Annotated in this window: 23 protein-coding genes; 9 read left to right on the top strand and 14 right to left on the bottom strand. The window is 69.4% G+C overall.

Features of this window, described 5'->3' with window-relative positions; genetic code table 11:
- Positions 1-20: 20 nt before the first annotated feature.
- The gene (locus CRP45_RS10405) at positions 21-413 is read left to right on the top strand and encodes a PPOX class F420-dependent oxidoreductase (protein ID WP_097244917.1); all 393 of its coding nucleotides are present in this window, start codon (positions 21-23) and stop codon (positions 411-413) included.
- A 185-nt stretch (positions 414-598) separates the two neighbouring features.
- On the opposite strand, the gene dapD is transcribed toward CRP45_RS10405, so the two are convergent.
- Entirely contained in the window at positions 599-1543 is a 945-nt protein-coding gene (gene dapD / locus CRP45_RS10400) for a 2,3,4,5-tetrahydropyridine-2,6-dicarboxylate N-succinyltransferase (protein WP_097244916.1), read from the bottom strand.
- A gap of 322 nt (positions 1544-1865) precedes the next feature.
- Between dapD and dapE the strand changes: the two genes are divergently transcribed.
- The 5 genes from dapE (at position 1866) to CRP45_RS10375 (ending at position 6493) form a co-directional block, all read left to right on the top strand.
- Positions 1866-2966: a succinyl-diaminopimelate desuccinylase gene (gene dapE / locus CRP45_RS10395; protein WP_097244915.1), complete on the top strand. Its 1101-nt coding sequence runs from the start codon at positions 1866-1868 to the stop codon at positions 2964-2966.
- Positions 2967-3022: 56 nt separating this feature from the next.
- Positions 3023-3832, top strand: a complete 810-nt coding sequence (locus CRP45_RS10390) for an LOG family protein (RefSeq protein ID WP_067788465.1) — start codon at positions 3023-3025, stop codon at positions 3830-3832.
- Positions 3829-4407 carry an LOG family protein gene (locus tag CRP45_RS10385; RefSeq protein ID WP_372507931.1) on the top strand — a complete coding sequence of 193 codons (579 nt, stop codon included), beginning with the start codon at positions 3829-3831 and terminating at the stop codon, positions 4405-4407. The genes CRP45_RS10390 and CRP45_RS10385 overlap by 4 nt, the downstream gene beginning before the upstream one ends.
- Before the next feature lie 266 nt (positions 4408-4673).
- Positions 4674-5558, top strand: coding sequence for a dihydropteroate synthase (gene folP / locus CRP45_RS10380; protein ID WP_097244914.1), 885 nt, complete (start codon positions 4674-4676; stop codon positions 5556-5558).
- Complete coding sequence (locus CRP45_RS10375) at positions 5555-6493, top strand: glucosyl-3-phosphoglycerate synthase (RefSeq protein ID WP_097244913.1); 939 nt, start codon at positions 5555-5557, stop codon at positions 6491-6493. Before folP ends, CRP45_RS10375 begins: the two co-directional genes overlap by 4 nt.
- Positions 6494-6589: 96 nt before the next feature.
- Here the strand turns inward: CRP45_RS10375 and CRP45_RS10370 are convergent, their stop codons facing one another.
- From CRP45_RS10370 to sigE, 6 genes are all read right to left on the bottom strand, one after another.
- A complete protein-coding gene (locus CRP45_RS10370; RefSeq protein ID WP_097244912.1) occupies positions 6590-6829 on the bottom strand; it encodes a hypothetical protein in 240 nt (79 codons plus the stop codon).
- Between the two features lie 255 nt (positions 6830-7084).
- Positions 7085-7942, bottom strand: a complete 858-nt coding sequence (locus tag CRP45_RS10365) for a hypothetical protein (protein WP_097244911.1) — start codon at positions 7940-7942, stop codon at positions 7085-7087.
- A gap of 125 nt (positions 7943-8067) precedes the next feature.
- Entirely contained in the window at positions 8068-8484 is a 417-nt protein-coding gene (gene tatB, locus CRP45_RS10360; RefSeq protein ID WP_067788474.1) for a Sec-independent protein translocase protein TatB, read from the bottom strand.
- A 33-nt stretch (positions 8485-8517) separates the two neighbouring features.
- The gene (locus CRP45_RS10355; RefSeq protein ID WP_097244910.1) at positions 8518-10080 is read right to left on the bottom strand and encodes a trypsin-like peptidase domain-containing protein; all 1563 of its coding nucleotides are present in this window, start codon (positions 10078-10080) and stop codon (positions 8518-8520) included.
- 10 nt (positions 10081-10090) lie between these two features.
- Complete coding sequence (locus CRP45_RS33765) at positions 10091-10510, bottom strand: hypothetical protein (RefSeq protein WP_067788478.1); 420 nt, start codon at positions 10508-10510, stop codon at positions 10091-10093.
- 58 nt (positions 10511-10568) lie between these two features.
- Positions 10569-11186, bottom strand: a complete 618-nt coding sequence (sigE, locus tag CRP45_RS10345) for an RNA polymerase sigma factor SigE (protein WP_067788615.1) — start codon at positions 11184-11186, stop codon at positions 10569-10571.
- Positions 11187-11512: 326 nt separating this feature from the next.
- On the opposite strand from sigE, the gene CRP45_RS10340 reads away from it, so the two are divergent.
- Positions 11513-12160 carry an O-methyltransferase gene (locus CRP45_RS10340; RefSeq protein WP_372507957.1) on the top strand — a complete coding sequence of 216 codons (648 nt, stop codon included), beginning with the start codon at positions 11513-11515 and terminating at the stop codon, positions 12158-12160.
- Between the two features lie 319 nt (positions 12161-12479).
- Positions 12480-12725 carry a hypothetical protein gene (locus CRP45_RS10335; protein WP_143861400.1) on the top strand — a complete coding sequence of 82 codons (246 nt, stop codon included), beginning with the start codon at positions 12480-12482 and terminating at the stop codon, positions 12723-12725.
- A 326-nt stretch (positions 12726-13051) separates the two neighbouring features.
- On the opposite strand, the gene glgC is transcribed toward CRP45_RS10335, so the two are convergent.
- Positions 13052-14266 (bottom strand): glucose-1-phosphate adenylyltransferase, encoded by a 1215-nt coding sequence (gene glgC, locus CRP45_RS10325; RefSeq protein ID WP_067788483.1) that lies wholly within the window; start codon positions 14264-14266, stop codon positions 13052-13054.
- A gap of 137 nt (positions 14267-14403) precedes the next feature.
- On the opposite strand from glgC, the gene glgA reads away from it, so the two are divergent.
- Positions 14404-15573: a glycogen synthase gene (gene glgA / locus CRP45_RS10320; protein WP_097245435.1), complete on the top strand. Its 1170-nt coding sequence runs from the start codon at positions 14404-14406 to the stop codon at positions 15571-15573.
- An 86-nt stretch (positions 15574-15659) separates the two neighbouring features.
- Here the strand turns inward: glgA and CRP45_RS10315 are convergent, their stop codons facing one another.
- The 6 genes from CRP45_RS10315 to CRP45_RS10290 all read right to left on the bottom strand — a co-directional run bounded on the left by CRP45_RS10315 (position 15660) and on the right by CRP45_RS10290 (position 19922).
- Positions 15660-16517 carry a putative RNA methyltransferase gene (locus CRP45_RS10315; RefSeq protein ID WP_245910052.1) on the bottom strand — a complete coding sequence of 286 codons (858 nt, stop codon included), beginning with the start codon at positions 16515-16517 and terminating at the stop codon, positions 15660-15662.
- On the bottom strand, positions 16504-16671 hold the full coding sequence (locus tag CRP45_RS10310) for a DUF3117 domain-containing protein (protein WP_011211259.1): 168 nt from the start codon (positions 16669-16671) through the stop codon (positions 16504-16506). The genes CRP45_RS10315 and CRP45_RS10310 overlap by 14 nt, the downstream gene beginning before the upstream one ends.
- A gap of 102 nt (positions 16672-16773) precedes the next feature.
- The gene (locus CRP45_RS10305) at positions 16774-17439 is read right to left on the bottom strand and encodes a DNA-3-methyladenine glycosylase I (protein WP_281256182.1); all 666 of its coding nucleotides are present in this window, start codon (positions 17437-17439) and stop codon (positions 16774-16776) included.
- On the bottom strand, positions 17406-17852 hold the full coding sequence (locus CRP45_RS10300) for a DivIVA domain-containing protein (protein ID WP_097244905.1): 447 nt from the start codon (positions 17850-17852) through the stop codon (positions 17406-17408). The genes CRP45_RS10305 and CRP45_RS10300 overlap by 34 nt, the downstream gene beginning before the upstream one ends.
- Positions 17853-17927: 75 nt before the next feature.
- Positions 17928-19064, bottom strand: a complete 1137-nt coding sequence (locus tag CRP45_RS10295) for an Mrp/NBP35 family ATP-binding protein (protein ID WP_097244904.1) — start codon at positions 19062-19064, stop codon at positions 17928-17930.
- Positions 19065-19082: 18 nt separating this feature from the next.
- On the bottom strand, positions 19083-19922 hold the full coding sequence (locus CRP45_RS10290; RefSeq protein ID WP_067788488.1) for a lytic transglycosylase domain-containing protein: 840 nt from the start codon (positions 19920-19922) through the stop codon (positions 19083-19085).
- Positions 19923-20027: the final 105 nt, after the last annotated feature.

Raw genomic sequence — 20027 nt, 5'->3', positions numbered from 1 at the left:
GAGGTTCTACCGTCGCTGACATGACCGCAACGCTGACCTCGGACCAGATCGCCTACCTGCGCAGCCAGCGGCTCGGCCGTCTCGCCACCGTGCGGCCGGACGGGTCGCCGCAGAACAACCCGGTCGGCTTCCGCTACAACGCCGAACTCGGCACCATCGACATCGCCGGCTGGAACATGGGCTCCTCCCGAAAGTTCCGCAACCTGGCCACCAACGACCGCGTGGCTTTCGTCGTCGACGACATCGCCTCGGTGCAGCCGTGGCGCGTGCGCTGCCTGGAGATCCGGGGCACCGCCGAAGCGCTGACCGACGTCGACACCTACATGTCGGGCGCCTCCGGAGAGCTGATCCGCATCCACCCGGAGCGGATCATCGCCTTCGGCATCCTCCCCGAGGCCGCCCGCACGGCCTGAATCTCCGGAGACGGTGGGCCGCACGGTCTACCCCTGCGCGAATCGATCTGTACGGGACAACTGATTTCGCGCCGCCAGGGGTAACTCGCCGGGTACGCCCGAAGAGCGACCCGCGCGCACGACCGCCGGCCCGGCTCGAACAGCGCACCGCACCTGAGGACCGGCGAGAGGCGCGGAGAGGCGGGCTAGTTGGCGTGGAGGTCGGCGTTGAGTTCGATGCCGGTGCCCTTGCGGTGGACGACCTCGACGGCGCCGGTCTGGGAGTTGCGGCGGAACAGCAGGTTGTTCTGGCCGCTCAGCTGGGCGGCCTTCACGATGGTGCCGTCGGAGGTGGCGACCTTGGTGCCCGCGGTCAGGTAGAGACCGGCCTCGAGCACGCAGTCGTCGCCCAGCGGGATGCCGAGGCCCGAGTTGGCGCCGAGCAGGGAGCGCTGTCCGATGGAGATGACGGTGGTGCCGCCGCCCGAGAGGGTGCCCATGGTGGACGCGCCGCCGCCGATGTCGGAACCGTCGCCGACCACGACGCCCGCGGAGATCCGGCCCTCGACCATGGAGGCGCCAAGGGTGCCCGCGTTGAAGTTGACGAAGCCCTCGTGCATCACGGTGGTGCCGGAGGCCAGGTGCGCGCCGAGGCGGACCCGGTCGGCGTCGCCGATGCGGACGCCGGAGGGCACCACGTAGTCGACCATGCGCGGGAACTTGTCGATGCTGTAGACGGTCACCGGGCCGCGGGCGCGCAACTTGGCGCGGGTCGCCTCGAAGCCCTCGACGGCGGCCGGGCCGTGGTTGGTCCACACCACATTGCTGAGCAGGCCGAACTGACCGTCCAGGCTGACCTCGTGCGGCTTGACCAGCCGGTGCGAGAGCAGGTGCAGGCGCAGGTAGACGTCGTGCGCGTCGACCGGGGCGGCGGACAGGTCGGCGACGACGGTGCGCACCGCCACCACGTCGACACCGCGCGCCTCGTCGAAGCCGAGCAGCGCGGCGTATTCGGCGGGCGCCTCGTCCAGGCGCTTGGTCCCGGTGTCGCCGAACTCGCCGAGCTCCGGGTTCGGGTACCAGGTGTCCAGGACGGTTCCGTCCGCGGTCACGTTGGCGATACCGATTGCTGCTGCTCCCTGAATGCTCACGTCATGAGAGGTTACCGACCGATCGCTGCCAACGGTGCGCCACCTCCTGGCCGGGATGCCGCGACATCAAGAACCCGGACAGTCCGGTGGGCCGCCCGGCTCGACCGGTCGCCGGGACACAGTCGAGTCGCACGCCGTGGTGTGCCTGTCCGGCCTCGGTGACCGGGGACGATCGAACGCGTAGTGTGCCGCGGCTCGACCGGCTGCCGGACCTAGGCGAATCGCGGCGCGCCGCACCCAGACGGGTCGACCGTCGAGCCCGGGCGCCCGCGGACCGGAGCGGTGTCCCCGACGTCCCTACCCCGCTCGTAGGCTGAGGGGCGTGACCATCGACCTGTCTGCCGATCCCATCGCCCTCACCGCCGCGCTCGTCGACATCCCGAGCGTGTCCATGGACGAGAAGGCGATCACCGACGTCGTCGAGCGGGCGTTGCGCGAGCAGACGAAGGGCTTCGAGGTCGTGCGGCACGGGAACGTGGTGCTGGCAAGGACCCATCGGGGTCTGCCGACGCGGGTGATCCTGGCCGGGCACCTGGACACCGTGCCGATCGCGGACAACGTGCCGAGCCGGTTCGACAAGGACGAGAACGGCGAGGAGCTGCTCTACGGTTGCGGCACCGTCGACATGAAGTCCGGCGACGCGGTGTTCCTGCATCTGGCCGCGACGATCGCCGAGCCGGTGCACGACCTGACGCTGATCTTCTACGACGGCGAGGAGATCGCCGCCGAACACAACGGCCTCGGCCACATCGAGCGCGACCTGCCCGAATGGCTCGACGGCGACCTGGCGATCCTGGGCGAGCCGTCGGGCGGCTGGGTGGAGGCGGGTTGCCAGGGCACCTTGCGCGCCCGGCTGGCGACCACGGGCGTGCGCGCGCATTCGGCGCGTTCGTGGATGGGCGACAACGCGATTCACCGTTTGGCCCCCGTGCTGCAACGGCTGGCCGCCTACCAGCCGCGGCAGGTCGACATCGATGGCTGCCTCTACCGCGAGGGCCTTTCGGCGACCAGCATGTCCGCGGGCGTCGCGGGCAACGTCATCCCGGACGCCGCCGAGATGGAACTGAACTTCCGCTTCGCGCCCGACCGCGATATCGACCAGGCCATCGGCCACGTGCGCGAGGTATTCGACGGCATCGACGCCACGATCGATCTCGTCGACGCGGCGCCAGGCGCGCTCCCCGGTCTCACCGCGCCCGCGGCCGCCGACCTGATCGCCTCGGTGAACGGCCACGGCGGCGGCGGGGTTCGGGCGAAGTACGGGTGGACCGACGTGTCCCGCTTCGCCGCCCGCGGCATCCCCGCCGTCAACTTCGGCCCCGGCGATCCCAACCTCGCGCACAAGCGCGACGAGCATCTGCCGACCGCCCAGATCACCGCGGTCGCCACCATGCTGCGCAACTACCTCACGGGCAAAGCCTGAGTCGCGCCCCCGACTCGCACCGCCCGCGCCGCGAACGGCCCGGTAGCGTGGAGCGCATGTCCACCGACGCCGCCGATCACGAGGTCGCAAGTAAGCCGAAGTCGACAGCGAAATTCCGCGGACCGATAATGTTCCGCCGCGATCGCAAACCCGGCGCCGGTACCGCCGACCGCAACCTCCTCGATCAGCGCGGGGACAGCGACTGGGTGCACACCGACCCGTGGCGGGTGCTGCGCATCCAGGCCGAGTTCGTCGAGGGTTTCGGCGCGCTGGCCGAGGTGCCGCGCGCGGTCACGGTCTTCGGTTCCGCGCGTACGCCCGTCGACCACCCGGAGTACCAGGCGGGCATGGCCATCGGCGGCGCGCTCGCAAGGGCCGGTTTCGCGGTGATCACCGGCGGCGGCCCCGGCGCGATGGAGGCCGCCAACCGCGGCGCGTGCGAGGCGGGCGGCTACTCGATCGGCCTCGGCATCGAGCTGCCGTTCGAGCAGAGCCTCAACGAGTGGGTCGATCTCGGCATCAACTTCCGCTACTTCTTCGTCCGCAAGACGATGTTCGTGAAGTATTCCGAGGCGTTCATCTGCCTGCCGGGCGGTTTCGGCACCCTCGACGAGTTGTTCGAAGCGCTCACGCTGGTGCAGACCCGCAAGATCACCCGCTTCCCGATCATCCTGTTCGGCACCAAATACTGGGCGGGACTGGTGGATTGGCTGCGCGGCTCGCTCGAAGGCTCGGGCAAGATCTCGCCGAGCGATCTCGACCTGATCCACGTCACCGATCACGTGGACGAGGTCGTCGAGATCATCACGCGGGCGGCCGCCGAACGCGCCGACATCGACACCCTCGGCACGGAGGACAAGTGGTGACCGAGACTCCGCTCGAGGTCACCGTCCCCTACGCCGTCTGCGTCTACTGCTCGGCGAGCACCGCCGATTCCGGCGCGCTGGCGCTCGCCGCCCGGGTCGGCACCGAGATCGCCCGGCGGGGTTGGCAACTGGTGTCCGGCGGCGGCCACGTCTCGATGATGGGCGCGGTCGCCACCGCGGCGCGGGCGGGTGGCGCGAACACCATCGGCGTGATCCCGAAACACTTGGTGCACAAGGAAGTCGCGGACGTGGACGCCGACGAATTGGTGGTCACCGACACCATGCGCCAGCGCAAACAGGTCATGGAGGACCGCGCGGACGCCTTCCTCACGCTGCCCGGCGGAATCGGCACGCTCGAGGAATTCTTCGAGACCTGGACCGGCGGCTATCTCGGCCAGCACACCAAGCCGGTGGTCGTGCTCGATCCGAACGGCTTCTACGACGGCCTCTTCCGGTGGATCGACGAACTCTACGAGCGAAAGTTCGTCTCCCGCTTCGCCATGGAGCGGATCACCGTGGCCACCGATCTGACCGCCGCGTTCGCGGCGCTGAAACCGGAACCGGGTCCGAGCTAGGAGAACGCGTTCGGGGGTGGACGCACCGCCGAGTTCGGGCCGCTGCCGGCGAAGGTGAGCATCCGTCGGCCCTTCGAGCGGGCACATCGGCGAAGACGCCGCAGAACTCGAGCCGAGCCGCGTGATGTGCGGTTCGACACCGGCGACTCGGCGCGCGCCCGGGCTGGTGGCACATCGCGCTCGTGACTGGTTCGAACGCCGTCCGGGCGTACGACGACTGCGCCGCGGGCCGCGTGCCGAACAGCCGAGCCGCTACAGTCGAGGGCATGTTCAGCCCGACCGCCGTACCGCCTCCGACGCTGTGCGGCAAACCGGTGGCGACGGATCGGGCGCTGGTCATGGCGATCGTGAACCGCACCCCCGACTCGTTCTACGACCGGGGAGCGACCTTCACCGACGCGGCGGCGATGGACGCGGTCGCCCGCGCCGTCGACGAAGGCGCCGATCTCGTCGACATCGGGGGAGTGAAGGCGGGGCCGGGCACCGTGGTCGACGCCGCCGAGGAGACGCGCCGGGTGGTGCCGTTCGTCGCCGCGATCCGCGCCGCCTATCCCGAGCTGCTGATCAGCGTCGACACCTGGCGATCGGAGGTGGCGCGGGCCGCGGTGGCCGAAGGCGCCGACCTGATCAACGACACCTGGGCGGGCGCCGACCCGGATCTGGTCGCGGTGGCGGCCGACCTCGGCGTCGGCATCGTGTGCAGTCACACCGGCGGCTCGGTGCCGCGCACCCGCCCGCATCGGGTCCGCTACACCGATGTGGTGAGCGAAGTCACCGACACCGTGGTCCGAGCCGCCGAGGACGCGCTCGCCGCGGGGGTGCGCAAGGATTCGATCCTGATCGATCCGACCCATGATTTCGGCAAGAACACCTATCACGGGCTCGAACTGTTGCGAGGAGTAGACGTTCTCGTAAATACCGGATGGCCGGTCTTGATGGCGCTGAGCAACAAGGATTTCATCGGGGAGACTCTTGGTGTCGGTCTCTCCGAACGGCTGGAGGGCACCTTGGCGGCGACAGCGTGGTCCGCCGCCGTCGGCGCCCGAGTCTTCCGCGTCCACGAGGTCGCCGAAACCCGGCGCGTCGTGGACATGATCGCCGCGATCCAGGGCATCCGGCCCCCCGCACGAACCCTGCGAGGTCTGGTATGAAAATCCAACACCGCGAGTCCGCCTGGGCAAGCACGAATACCTGGGACACCCCCGAGTGGACGGTCGACGAGCTGGTCGACGCCAAGGACGGGCGCACCGTGTCGGTGGTGCTGCCCGCGTTGAACGAGGAGCGCACGGTCGCCGAGGTGGTGGCCAGCATCCGGCCGCTGCTCGGCACGCTGGTCGACGAGCTGGTCGTGCTCGACTCCGGCTCCACCGACGCCACCGCCGAACGAGCCCGCGCCGCGGGCGCCGAGGTCATCACCCGCGAGCAGGCGGTGCCCGAACTGGAGCCGCTGCCCGGCAAGGGCGAGGTGCTGTGGCGCTCGCTGGCGGTCACCGGCGGCGACCTGATCGCGTTCGTCGACTCCGATCTCATCGACCCCGACCCGGCCTTCGTGCCGAAGCTGCTCGGCCCGCTGCTGCTGAACGACGACATGCACCTGGTCAAGGCCTACTACCGCCGCCCGCTGCGGCAGGGCGGCGCGGTGGACGCGCACGGCGGCGGCCGCGTCACCGAACTTGTCGCGCGCCCGCTGCTCGCCGCACTGCGCCCGGAACTCTGCGCGGTGCTGCAACCGCTCAGCGGCGAATACGCGGGCACCCGCGAACTGCTCACCTCGGTGCCCTTCGCCCCCGGCTACGGCGTCGAGATCGGCCTGCTGCTCGACACCTACGATCGCGTCGGCATGTCGGCCATCGGCCAGGTCAACCTGGGCGTGCGCACCCACCGCAACCGCCCCCTCGGCGACCTCGGCGTGATGAGCCGCCAAATCCTCGGCACGGTTCTCGGCCGCAGCGGAGTCGCCGATTCGGGTGCCGCCCTCACCCAGTTCCCCCTCATCGGCGACGCGTTCACGGCCCACACCACCGAAGTCTCCCTGACCGACCGCCCCCCGATGAACACCCTGCGCCCCTCTCGAGTCGCGGCGTAGGTCTTCGCAGACCTTCCGCACGCTTCGCAGAAGCTGCAGCTCCTGTGAAGCGTGCGCCGCCTTCGCGAAGTCGGCTTGGGGCCGATGGTCGCTGTTCTAGGGCTGCGTGGGCTCGCTGCGGGGCTGCCCGCTGGTGGCCTCTGCTGCCGCCAGGTCCTCCTCGGTGCGCGAATCGGCTGTTTCCACGCAGTTCCCGCCCTTCTCGTCAGCCAGGCGGGCCTGGATCGCGGCGACGGTCAGTTGCCCCGAAGAATTCGGACGGCGCAGCACGGCGACGAGCACGCAGACGGTGACGGCGGCGAAGACGGCGAGACCGACGATCACGATGGTGTTCATCGCGTCCTCCCGGAACGAGCGCCCGTATTCGCCTCGCGCGCAATCGATCCCCGAGACGCGCGGCTTTCGACCTTGGAAGACATGGGGCACTCACCTACTCGAACAAATAGTTATCTACTAGCTATCTAAACATCGAGTGGGTATCTGTTACCCGCAGGGTCGCGTGACATGTGACACACTGCGGAAATAGCCGGGCATTCCGCGCAAACCCGGCACGTGACAAGGAAAGCGGCGGTCTTCAGCTATCGATCCGCATCACCGTCGCGGGCGGGCGCCGATGGGGCGGGGGTCGGCGTCGTGCCGGTAGACGGGCGTGAGCAGATCGACGTCGACGGGCTCGCCGGTGGTTCGGTCGTAGCGCACCGCGATGAGCACCGAGAACAGGTGGTTGGCCGCCCGCTCGTGCAGCGTGGCCAGCCGGGTGGCGAGCAGCCGTACCGCGCCGAGCGATCCGGGCGGATGCAGCCCGTCGATGATCAGACAGGTCCCACGCCCGTCGGGCCGGGGCAGGCGCGCCAGGTACGCGATGTCGTGCGGATCCGGGCCGCCGGGGCGGTACACGCGCCGGGCGGCCCTGTCCTCGATGCCGCGGCGCGCGTCGCCCGCCCTGGCCACCGCGCGGCGCAGCCGGGGATCGGCGGCGATGAGTTGTCGCACGCTGGGGGACAATTCGGGTCCGCCGACGACGATCAGCCCGTCCCGGTTCAGGTCCACCGGCCTGCCCGGCAGGAACCGTTCGATCGACGCGGCGAACCCCAGCTCGTGCAGCAGCTCGACAAGCCGCTGTGCCGCACCGGGATCCGGCGCGCCGAGTACCCGGCCCGCGCGCACCTCCGGGACGAGCACCGTGAGCGTCCCGTGTCCGAAGAACAGTCCTTCCGGTGCCGGGCCCTGGGTACTCACCTGATGGATGCGGGCGCGGGAAAGACCCGCCGCCGCACCGATTCTGGCGAAGGTCCACCCCTCGGCGTGAAGTTCCCGGATGACCGCCCTGCGGATCCTGGTGAGTTCGTTGATCGTCTGTTGCGCCGCCGCCACCCCGTCGGTGGCCGCCTTGAGTCTCTCGACCTTGTCCTCGATTGCGAAGACTCGCGCCACGTCATCGGCCGACATGTGCGAAGTCTAGACAGCTCGACAGCCTCGCGGGTCTAGTCTCGTTGACATCGAGTACTACCAGACAGCCCAGTCTGTTTCGGCGCCACGGCGTTTCGCGCGGACTCGCCGGGCGAAACGCCCGATCAGGTGGCGTCGGAGTCGATCGGCGGACGTTCGTTGCGCTCCAACGGTTTTTCCAGCTTGGGCATCGGATAGTCCGGCATGCCACTGCTCGTGCCGTACAGATCGTCCTTGGTCGGCACGGCCTTCTCCAGGTTGCGAAGCACCGAATCGTCGCCGTTCAGCAGGTGCTTGGTGACCATCGAGCGCGGCGTCATCCCGCGCAGCTCGTTCAGGTCGGCCAGCGGCTTGCGCAGATCCTCGAAATCGGGGCCGAGCTCGTCCTTGAGCTGCGCCGTCGCTCCGCTGGCGTAGTCGCGGACCTTGCGGAGGGAATCGATTGTCCAGCGCACGGCGCCGGGCAGACGCTCCGGGCCGAGGATGACGAGGGCGGCGACGAGCAGAATCATCATCTCGGGCCAGCCGATGTTGCTGAACACGAATCCAGGCTACCTGTGCATCGGACCAGCGGTTCAGTCGGATTCCAACGTCACAGGCACGTCCACCTGCCTGCCATCGCGGATCAACTGCACGTTCACCGTCTCACCGATCTCGCGGGACTGCACCGCGACGGTCAGCTCCTCCGGTCCGGTGACCTCCCGATCGCCGACCCGCACGATCACGTCGCCCTCGACGATCCCCGCCTTCGCCGCGGGACCGTTCGGCGCGACGTCGGCCACCGCGGCGCCGCTCATCACCTCGTTGGCGACGGTCTTGGTGCGCGCCGAGATGCCGATCACGGGGTGGTTCATCTTGCCGGTCTGGATCAGGCTCTGCGCGACCTCGGTCATGGTGTCGACCGGGATGGCGAAGCCGAGGCCGACCGAGCCGCCCGTCTCGCTGCGGATGGCGGTGTTGATGCCGACGACCTGGCCGCTCATGTCGACAAGCGCGCCGCCGGAGTTGCCGGGGTTGATCGAGGCGTCGGTCTGCACGGCGTCGATCACGGCGTTGGTGTCGCTGCCCTCGCCGGACAGCTTCACCGGCCGGTGCAGCGCGCTGACGATGCCGGAGGTGACGGTCTTGCTCAGACCGAGCGGTGAACCGACGGCCAGCACGTCGTCGCCGACCTGAACGTCTTCGGACTTGCCGAGCTTGGCGACCGTGAGGTTCTTGACGTCGACCTTGAGCACGGCGAGATCGGTCTTGGGATCGCGGCCGACGATGTTCGCGGGCACCCGGCTGCCGTCGGAAAAGGTCACCTGGATCGCGGCCCGGTCGCTCTTGTCCTGGGCGGCCATCGAGATGACGTGGTTGTTGGTCACCACATAGCCCGCGCCGTCGATGACGACGCCCGAGCCGGTGGCGCCGTTGTCGCCGACGGTGACCCGGATGGAGACCACCGAGGGCAGCACCGCGTTGGCGACCTGGGCGATCTGACCGTGCGGACGCTCGATGTCGTCGCTCTGCTCCAGGGTGACCTTGCGCGAGGTCAGATTGGTGGTCTGCTCGGCGGTGAGCCTGCCGACCAGACCGCCGAGCACGCCGATGCCGAGCGCGATCGCGGCGAGCAGGGCCAGCGCCTTCGGCGCGACCCGAGACCCGAACAGCACCTCGCGCGCGCTCAGCTTGCGGGACCGAGGCAGCGGCTCCGGCTCCGGCGTCGGCACGGCGGGCGCGCCGAGGCGGGCGCCCGCGGTCGGATCACGCCATGGGTCGGCGGGGCCTGCGGCCGCCGGAGTGTGCTCGACGGCGTCGGGATCGCGCTGGAGCAGCTCGTCGGAGCCCTCCGGCCTGCCGAACGCCTCGGCCAGCACCGCGTCGGGCGGGCGGTTCTGCAACTCGGGGCCGAGCGCGGGCGCGCCGGAATCCGCACGCGGCGGGGTGTACTCGGCGAAGGAACCGGACGTGCCCGCAGGGCGCCGGAAGGCCCGGGCGGTGTGCGTGTCGACATGGGGCCGGACGACCGGCCGCGGACCGAGCACGGGCGCGTCCGACGGCCTCAGGTTCCCCCTGTTGGCCGCCGAATCGGAGGTGTCACTGGCGGTGGGCCGCGAGTCCGACACAGATCCGGTGTTCGTCGATTCGGTGGTCACGCGCCAAACTCTACTTGCGCCACCACGTGGTCCACCGGGTCGCGGTGAACGAATCCGGCAGAAAACCGAAAACTGCCTCGTTGCGGGCGTTCCCGGACGGACGGCCAGGATTGTTCGACGCGCCGCCTGGCAACTCGGCGAGCGGAATACGGGTCAGGCTGTCGTGCAACCCGGTGGGGACCGAGATGGGTCCGGACTGGCGCAGCGCGATCCGCGCCTGCTGCTGTGCGTCCACCTCGGCGGCGCACTCCGGGCAGACCGAAAGATGCTGGGCGGCGCGCAGATAGGCGTTCATGCGCAGCTCGCCGTCGACGTAGGCGACGATCGCCTCGCTGGCCAGATGTTCGGTGGGCGCGAAGCGCGGTGACCTGCCTGGCGTTCGTCGGTCCCCCCGCGCGGGACGACCGGACGTGCTGGACTCGCCACTCATGCGGTGCTCACCCTTCCAACGACATCCTCTGGCCCGGGCATCGCCGGGGCCCGGCGAATCACCCGATGTTCGCGTCAGCGGCCAACCGCTGCTGAGATCCATTATGCGCAAGGTGCTCGCGCAGTGCCTGACGGCCGCGGTGGATCCGGCTGCGCACGGTGCCCAGCTTCACGCCGAGCGTAGCGCCGATCTCCTCGTACGACAGACCCTCGATGTCACACAGCACGACGGCGGCGCGGAACTCCGGCGCCAGCGCGTCCAGCGCGGATTGCAGGTCGGGATCCAGGCGCGCGTCGTGATAGGCCTGCTCGGGGCCGGGACCCTCGGCGGGCACCCGGTCGTAGTCCTCGGGCAGCGCCTCCATGCGGATGCGGTTACGACGGCGCACCATGTCAAGGAACAGGTTGGTAGTGATGCGGTGCAGCCAGCCCTCGAAGGTGCCGGGCTGATAGTTCGACAGCGAGCGGAACACGCGGATGAAGGTCTCCTGGGTGAGATCCTCGGCGTCCTGCGCGTCGCCGGAAAGACGGTAGGCCAGCCGGTAGACCCGGTCGGCGTGTTCGCGGACCAGTTCGTCCCAGGACGGCATCACCGAGCGATCGCCCGTCGCGTCGAACGCGGCGGTGCCGGTCAGTTCGACATCGAAGTCCTCGGCCTGGTCGGCCTCGAACGGCATGATGTGGTCGGGGAGGGTGGCGTACTCGGAGTGCCCATGCGGAGCCGCAAACGAACCTTTGACCATGTGGATGGGGCTACCTCCTGCTCGGGACCGTAAACTCGGGACTCCCGTTCGGTCCGGATCTCGGACCGTCGCGTACGGAATACAACCGACTACCCGTATGTCGTTGTTCCCGCGTCCCGCGTATCGCGGTCGGCTGGTCTTGCGTGCCCTTACTCTTTCCTGTCCCGATATGGCGGGGATATGGAGATCCTGAGGGACTCCTGAGAAAACCGATCCGCCGAGAAAGCGTGTTGTCGGAACGCCGAGACAACGCGCGCCGCATTAGCCTCTTAGGCGTGGCATCGAACCTGGAGCGAAATCTCTCCTACGTGGAAGAATCCGTCGTGGAGGACGAGATCCTCGTCAGCGCGCGCGAGCGGGCCACCGAGCTGGGCGCGGCACCGGTGCCGCCGTCCGTCGGTGCGCTGCTGAGCATGTACGCCCAGCTGCTCGGTGCGCGCGCGGTCGTCGAGGTCGGGACCGGCGCGGGCATCAGCGGGCTGTGGCTGCTCGACGGCATGCGCGAGGACGGCACGCTGACCACGATCGATTCCGAGCCGGAGCATCAGCGCGCGGCCAAGGAGGCGTTCCGCACCGCTGACATCCCGCCCGCCCGCACCAGGCTGATCAACGGGCGCGCGCTCGACGTGCTGCCCCGCCTCGCCGACGGCGCCTACGATCTGGTCTTCATCGATGCCGCTCCACTGGAGCACCCGCAGTACGTCGCCCAGGCGGTGCGGCTACTGCGCGACGGCGGCGCCATCATCCTGCACAACGCGCTGCTCGGCGGCCGCGTCCCCGACCCGAGTCAGCGCGATCCCGCCACCCAGGCGGTGCGCGCCGCGACCCGCGCGATCGCCGAGGACCCCGAACTCACCTGCGTGCTGATCCCCGTCGGCGACGGATTGCTCTGCGCCTCACGGGGTTAGGCGTACCTCCGCGTTCGCTCCGGCCGTGCGCGTCTTGCGTACCTCCGCGTTCGCTCCGGCCGTGCGCGTCTTGCGTACCTCCGCGTTCGCTCCGGCCGTGCGCGTCTTGCGTACCTCCGCATTCGGATTGTCGCCGTGTCCGATACGGCCGCTGACCGGATCGGAAAGCGCCTCGGCGGTAGGACGGTTGACATTCGCTGATTCGCCGCGCCGACTCCGGGTAACCGACGACCAGCCGGGGTGCGGGCGACCCCGTTCGACAGTCGTGCGAATCGTGCCGTAAAAACCCCGGCGCCGCAAGCGAATTCGGAGGTGTGCGGTGACTTGGGAACGGGCGGAGGATATCGTCCATTACGGCCATGTCGGACATGTGGTCAAGGAAAAGGGTTCACTGAATTGGGTGGTCGCCGGGTTGGGCTTTTTCGCCGCGGCGATTCTGCTCGTCGTGCTCGTGCTGCTCGTGGTGAGCAATGCCGATTTCGACACCGGGCCTGCGAAGGTGGTGCCGACCACCGGGCCGTGCGAACCGTTCTGCACCGGAACGCCGCCACCGCCCGTGCCCTGACGCCGGGCGCGCAATTCCGGTAGGGCAGCACACTATTGGCGGTTTCGGTAACCGTGGGATCCGTGGTGTGCTTGGGTGGGCCGGGGCCGTGCGGAGGACGAGCCGATGTTCTGGAACGACGATGACCGATCGAGGAACCGCGCACAAGACTGGGCGGGTGCGACGGTCGTGTTCGGAGTCCTGCTCGTGCTGGCGATAATGCTCGCGATTCTGGTCAGCACCGCCGATTTCGGCGAGGGCTCACGGTCGACGGTTCCGCGCACGCCGGGTTCCTGCCAGCCGTTCTGCACCGCCCCGCCGAGCGGGCGTTAGTCAGCGGACGCGCATCACACCCAAACGCCCTTGCCGACGGTCACCACGCCGCCGTTGCTCACCGCGAACCGGTCGCGGTCGCGTTCCAGGTCGACGCCGATGATCTCGCCCTCGCCGACCACCACGTTCTTGTCCAGAATGGCGTGGCGCACCACCGCGCCCCTGCCGATGCGCACGCCGGGCATCAGCACGCTGCCCTCGACGGTGGCGCCGTCGTCGACCATCACGTTCGAGCTCAGCACGGAATTGCGCACGGTCGCGGCGGACAGGATGCTGCCCGCGCCGACGATGCACTCCTGGGCAAGCCCGCCCTGGGCGAACTTGGCGGGCGGCAGGTTCTCGGCGGCGCCGCGGATCGGCCAGTGCTTGTTGTAGAGGTTGAACACCGGGTGCACCGAGACCAGATCCATGTGCGCGTCGTAGAAGGCGTCGATGGTCCCGACGTCGCGCCAGTAGCCGCGGTCGCGCTCGGTCGCGCCGGGCACCTCGTTGTCGGCGAAGTCGTATACCGCGGCCTGACCCGACGCGACCAGCGCGGGGATGATGTCGCCGCCCATGTCGTGGTCGGAATCGGAGTTGTCCGCGTCGGCTCGGATCGAGTCGACCAGCACCTTGGTGGTGAAGACGTAGTTGCCCATCGACGCGAAGGTCACGTTCGGGTCGTCCGGCGTGCCAGGCGGATGGGCGGGCTTCTCCAGGAACTGGGTGATGCGGCCCGACTCGTCGGAATCGATGCAGCCGAACGCGCTTGCCTCGCTGCGCGGCACCCGGATGCCCGCCACGGTGACGCCCGCGCCGGAATCGATGTGGTGGGAGACCATCTGCTCCGGGTCCATCCGGTACACGTGGTCGGCGCCGAACACCACGATGTAGTCGGGGTCCTCGTCGTAGATCAGGTTCAGCGACTGCATGATGGCGTCGGCGCTGCCGGTGTACCAGCGCGGGCCGAGACGCTGCTGGGCGGGCACCGGCGTGATGTACTCGCCCGCGAAACCCGACAGCCGCCAGGTCTGCGAGATGTGCCGGTCCAGCGAATGCGACTTGTACTGGGTGAGCACGCACAGGCGAAGGAAGCCCGCGTTCACCAGATTGCTGAGCACGAAGTCGATGAGGCGGTACGCGCCGCCGAAGGGAACCGCCGGCTTGGCGCGGTCGGCGGTGAGTGGAAACAGGCGCTTGCCCTCGCCACCGGCGAGCACGATCCCGAGTACGTGCGGCTGGCTCCTCACAGTGCCCAAACTACCGTGTCGGCAGGCCGCGGGTGGCCCCTGCCGAGCCGAGCGTCTAGTTTGGATCGGTGAGTTTCGGCACGGACGGCGGGCGCTCGGCGACGGGATCCGGCGAGCCGGGGGGCTTCCAGGACCGGTTGCGCGTCGCGATGTTGACCCGCGAATACCCACCCGAGGTGTACGGCGGTGCGGGCGTACACGTGACCCAACTGACCGCCGAATTGCGGCGGCTCTGCGAGGTGACCGTGCACTGCATGGGCGCCGAGCGCACCGATGCCGTGGTGCACCAATCGGATCCGTCGCTCTACGCCGCCAACGCCGCGCTGCAGATGATGTCGGCGCAGCTGCGGATGGCCGACGCGGCGGGCGAGGTGGACGTGGTGCACTCGCACACCTGGTACACCGGTCTGGCCGGGCACCTGGCCGCCACCCTCTACGGCATCCCGCACATCCTCACCGCGCACTCCCTCGAGCCGCGGCGGCCGTGGAAGGCCGAGCAGCTCGGCGGCGGCTACCGCATCTCCTCGTGGTCGGAGCGCAACGCCATGGAGCACGCCGACGCCGTCATCGCGGTGAGCGAGGGCATGCGCCACGACGTGCTCGACGCCTACCCGGCGATCGATCCGAGCCGGGTCCACGTGGTGCACAACGGCATCGACGCGACGCTGTGGCGGCCCGGCCCGCCGGTCGACGGCGAGCGGCAGATCCTGGACGAGCTCGGCGTGCGGACCGACCGCCCGATCGTCGCCTTCGTCGGCCGCATCACGCGGCAGAAGGGCGTCGGCCACCTGCTCGCCGCCGCGCGCGAGTTCGAGCCGGAGATCCAGCTTGTGCTGTGCGCGGGCGCGCCCGACACCAGGGAGCTGGAGGACGAGACGGCCGCGGCGGTCGCCGAGTTGCGGCGGCGGCGCGGGAACGTGCACTGGGTGCGGGAAATGCTGCCCACCGAGCAGATTCGGCAGATTCTGGCGGCGGCGACCGTGTTCGTCTGCCCGTCGGTGTACGAACCGCTCGGCATCGTGAATTTGGAGGCCATGGCCTGCGCGACCGCCGTGGTCGCCTCCGACGTCGGCGGCATCCCCGAGGTGGTCGCCGACGGCGGCAACGGCAGGCTCGTGCACTACGACGCGGGCGCGGCCGAGGAGTACGAGCGGGGCCTCGCGGCGGCGGTCAACGAGGTCGCGGGCGATCCGGTCCTCGCTGCCGAGTTCGGCGCGGCGGGACGCGCGCGGGCGATCGCGGAATTCGACTGGTCGCGAATCGCGGAGCGGACCGTCGAGGTGTACGAGCAAGTCCGCAAACCCTGAACGCCCGCGCGTTGTGAGCGAGGCGATCTGTGCGAGCGCGTGTGCAAACCATGAGCGCCCCGTGCGCCGGGAGCGACGCTTCGCGGTCAGCGTCGGGGACGATACGTCGCGACCGTGACCGACGCGGTGACATCCATCAGATCCGGCAGCGCCGAGAGGCGTGGATCGCGCGCGTGCTCGGCGTGGTGCGCGGACGGACCCATGCCGACCACCTGCGCCACCGCCGCGCGGTCGAGCTTCATCGAATACTCCACGGCGACCCGCTCGACCTGCTCGAACAGTCCGGACATCGCCTCGGTGATGCGGCGGTCCTTGTCGGGGTCGACGGTCACCATGCCGAGCGGATCGATCAGCTCGCCGAGATGACGCGCGGTCGGCGCGGCGACGACGAAGCGGCCGTCCGCGCCGAGCACCCTGGCCACCTCGGTGGGATTGCGGGGCGCGAACACCGAGAGCACTCCCGCGAGCACGCCGTCGCGGACCGGTAGACCGCGCCAGGCGTCGGCGAGTACCGCGGCGGCGCGAGGATGGGCGCGTGCGCAGCGGCGCGCGGCGGGTTTGGCCACGTCGATGGCGACGCCGCGGGCGTCCGGTGCGGCGTCGAGCGCCGCGGCCAGGTAGTAGCCGGTGCCCGCGCCGATTTCCAGCAGGCTCGCGGACCGGTCGTCGACCGGGCCGACGGCGGTAGCGACCGCGTCGGCGATGGGCGCGAAATGTCCTTCACCCTGGAAAGCGGCGCGGGCGTCCAGCATGGCCGCGGTGTCGCCGGTCATCTTGGTCGACGCACCGGTCAGCAAGCTGACGTAGCCCTGTTTGGCGATGTCGAAATTGTGGCCGCGGTCGCAACGCAGCGCCCGATCCACCGCCTCGAGCCCGAGGCGGCATTCCGGGCAGGCCAGCAGACCCGCCACATCAGCGAGTGCCGAAGGACTAGCTGGTGACACTCTTCAATTCGTCACCGAGCGCCGCTGCCTCATCCGGCGTGAGTTCGACGACCAGACGCCCGCCACCCTCGAGTGGAACCCGCATAACGATTCCACGCCCTTCCTTGGTTGCCTCGAGGGGACCGTCCCCGGTGCGGGGCTTCATGGCCGCCATCCTCTGCTCCCTCCAGATCTGCGCGGTTTTCTGCGCACTTTCTTGGAACTACAGTTGTCACCAACCAGGTAGCTCACCGGCATTTGGCGAGCTACACCGGTCCTATTCTTCCCTATCGCCGATGTGGACGGATACCTGAGTTCGAAATGTGATCGCTCGGGCGGTGTTGTGCGGGTCACTTCCGACCCAGCAATCGGCCAGGTGATCGTCCACCATTCCCGTTGCTTGCATCAGTGCGTAGGCGGTGGTGGGTCCGACGAAACGGAACCCGCGCCGCTTCAATTCTTTTGCCAGAGCGATGGATTCGGGACTCGTCGCGGGAACGTCGGCGATGGCCTTCGGGCGTGGCCGTGGCGGCGGCGCGAACGACCAGATCAACTCGTCGAGGCCGCGGTCGAGCGCGCCAGCGGCCCGCGCGTTGGCGATGGCGGCTTCGATCTTGGCGCGGTTGCGGACGATGCCGGGATCGGCGAGCAGGCGGGCCACATCGGCGTCGCCGAACGCGGCGACCTTCTCGATGGCGAAGTCGGCGAACGCGGCGCGGAAGGCCGGGCGCTTGCGCAGGATCGTGATCCAGGACAGACCCGACTGGAACGCCTCGAGGCAGACCCGCTCGAACATCGCGTCGGGGCCGCGCAGCGGCTCGCCCCATTCGAAGTCGTGGTAGTCCCGGTAGAGCTGAGAGGACTCCGCCCACGGGCAGCGGACCCTGCCGTCGGCGGCGAGCGGGGCGCTCACGGCTTTTCGGGGGTGCTCGGCGCGGGCCACGACGTCGCCTCGGCGTCGTCGGGGTGCGCTGCGGAACTGTCGTACCGCGATGGCGTGGTGTCGGTGTGCGGCGCGCTCTCGTACCGCGAGACCGCCGTATCCGCACCGGCTTTGCTCAGCTGCGGCGTCTCGCCGCGCGCGTGGGCCAGTTGTAGCTGGAGTTCATCGATGCGCGCGGCGAGCCTCGCCAACGCCCAGTCGACCTCGCCCGCCTTGTAGCCGCGCACCACTTGCTGGAACCGCAGCGCGCGCACGTCCGCACCGGTGATGCCCTCGGCGGGCAACACGGTGGCCGTCGTGCCCTCGGGCAGCGGGCCCAGTTCCTCCCCGCGTCCGAAGACCGCACTCGCGAGCAGGAACAGCACCGCGGCCACCAGGCCGACGATCAGCACGTACAACAGCAGCGTGAGCATGACACGAGCTTATTCCGCCGCTCCGACATGCTCGTTCACGACCGAGCAGTTGCCGAGGCGGCGCGGTTGGGGGGGTTACAGATGCCGCGTGGTGTCGATGCCGAGCGACATGCCGGCCAGTCCGCGACGGCGCACGGCGAGCTTGTCGGCGACCTCGATCAGCGCCTTGGCCGACGCGCTGTCCGGATCGCGCAGCACGATCGGCGTGCCCTCGTCGCCGGCCTCGCGCAGCTCCTGCTCGATCGGGATCTGACCGAGCAGCGGGACGCTCGCGCCGACCGCTCGGGTGAGGCTGTCGGCCACCCGCTGGCCGCCGCCGGAACCGTAGAGCTCCATCCTGCTGCCGTCGGGCAGGTCGAGCCAGGACATGTTCTCCACGACGCCCGCGATCCGCTGCCGGGTCTGCAACGCGATCGAGCCCGCCCGCTCGGCCACCTCGGCGGCCGCGAGCTGCGGGGTGGTGACGACCAGGATCTCCGCGTTCGGGATCAGCTGGGCGATGGAGATGGCCACGTCACCGGTGCCAGGCGGCAGGTCCAGCAGCAGGATGTCCAGATCGCCCCAGAACACGTCGGCGAGGAACTGCTGCAGCGCACGGTGCAGCATCGGGCCGCGCCACACCACGGGCGTGTTGCCCTGGGTGAACATGGCGATCGAGATGACCTTCACGTCGTGCGCGACCGGCGGCATGATCATCCGCTCGACCTGGGTCGGGCGGGCGTCGGTGCCGAGCATGCGTGGCACCGAGTGTCCGTAGATGTCGGCGTCGAGCACGCCGACGGACAGGCCGCGCGCGGCCATGGCGGCCGCGAGGTTGACCGTCACCGACGACTTTCCGACGCCGCCCTTGCCGGACGCGACCGCGTACACGCGAGTCAGCGAGCCCGGCTGGGCGAACGGGATCACCGGATCGGCGGAGTCGCCGCGCAGCTGCTTACGCAGGGCGGTGCGCTGCTCGTCGTTCATCACATCGAGGTCGACGGAGATGGCGCCGACGCCGGGGACGTCGGCCACCGCCTTGGTGACCCGCTGGGTGATCTCCGTGCGCAGCGGGCAGCCCGCCGTCGTGAGGTAGACCTCGACATGGACATTGCTTTCGGCGTCGATGACGACGCTTTTCACCATGCCCAGTTCGGTGATCGGTTTGCGGATCTCCGGGTCGTCGACCTTCGCGAGCGCGCCCCGCACATCCGTTTCCGTTACCACTGGCATACGGAAATTTTAGGCGTGTCAGATCCGCGGCAACTGCGCGGGCTTCGGTGCGACCCCCGTACCGTACGAATTCGCCCACGCCATGACGTTGGCGACATAGGCCATCGAGTTGTTGTAGCGCAGGATGGCGCGCGACTGCTGGGCCAGGTCGCTCATGTTCAAGCCGCCGTCGCAGAGGTACTTGCCCGCGGTCAGCGCGGCGTCGTACAGGTTCTGCGGGTCGGCGATGCCGTCGCCGTTGCCGTCGGCGGCGTAACGCTTCCAGGTCTCGGGCAGGAACTGCATCGGGCCGACCGCGCGGTCGTAGCCACCGAGTCCGTCGAGGGCGCCGTCGTCGCTGTCGTGGATGACGTTGTTGCCCGCGAGCGAGCCGTCGAGCACCGGGCCGTAGACCGGGCTGAGCGGATTGCCGTCGACGTCGGCCTTGCCGCCGAACGCGTGGGTGGACTCGACACGCCCGATCCCAGCGAGCAGGTTCCACGGCATGTTGCACGTCGGGTTCTCCGCGTCCAGCGTGCGCTCGGCGTTCTGGTAGGCGGCGATCGCGACGCCGGGCACGCCCAGCGCTCCGGCGGGCAGGTCGGCCTTTTCCCGATCGGCCGACAGCGCAACGGTTTTCACGATCGGCGGGGCGACTGAACGCTGCTCGGCCATGGCGTGCGCGACGAACTCGACCGAGTCGGCGGGTTTGGCGGCCAGCGCGTCCTGGTCGTCGGGGATCTGCTGAACGGCGGCCTGATCGGAGTCCAGATCGGATGCGGCGGCGCAGGCCACGAATCCGGCGGGAACCAATCCGGTCAGTGCGATTACGGAGCCGCGCCTGACGGTGGCAGGCGATTGCTTGCGGTGACGCCCCACGGTGTGGTGACCCTCCTCGGTTACACAAAGGCTCGCTGACGAGCCCTTCGTGGACGAAGGAGAGGCTACCGCATTCGAGATCTTTTTGTTACTGCTTCGTGATCT

The organism is Nocardia amikacinitolerans (genome assembly GCF_900215415.1).
Lineage (GTDB): Bacteria > Actinomycetota > Actinomycetes > Mycobacteriales > Mycobacteriaceae > Nocardia > Nocardia amikacinitolerans.
This window is presented reverse-complemented; position numbering and strand designations above follow the sequence as displayed.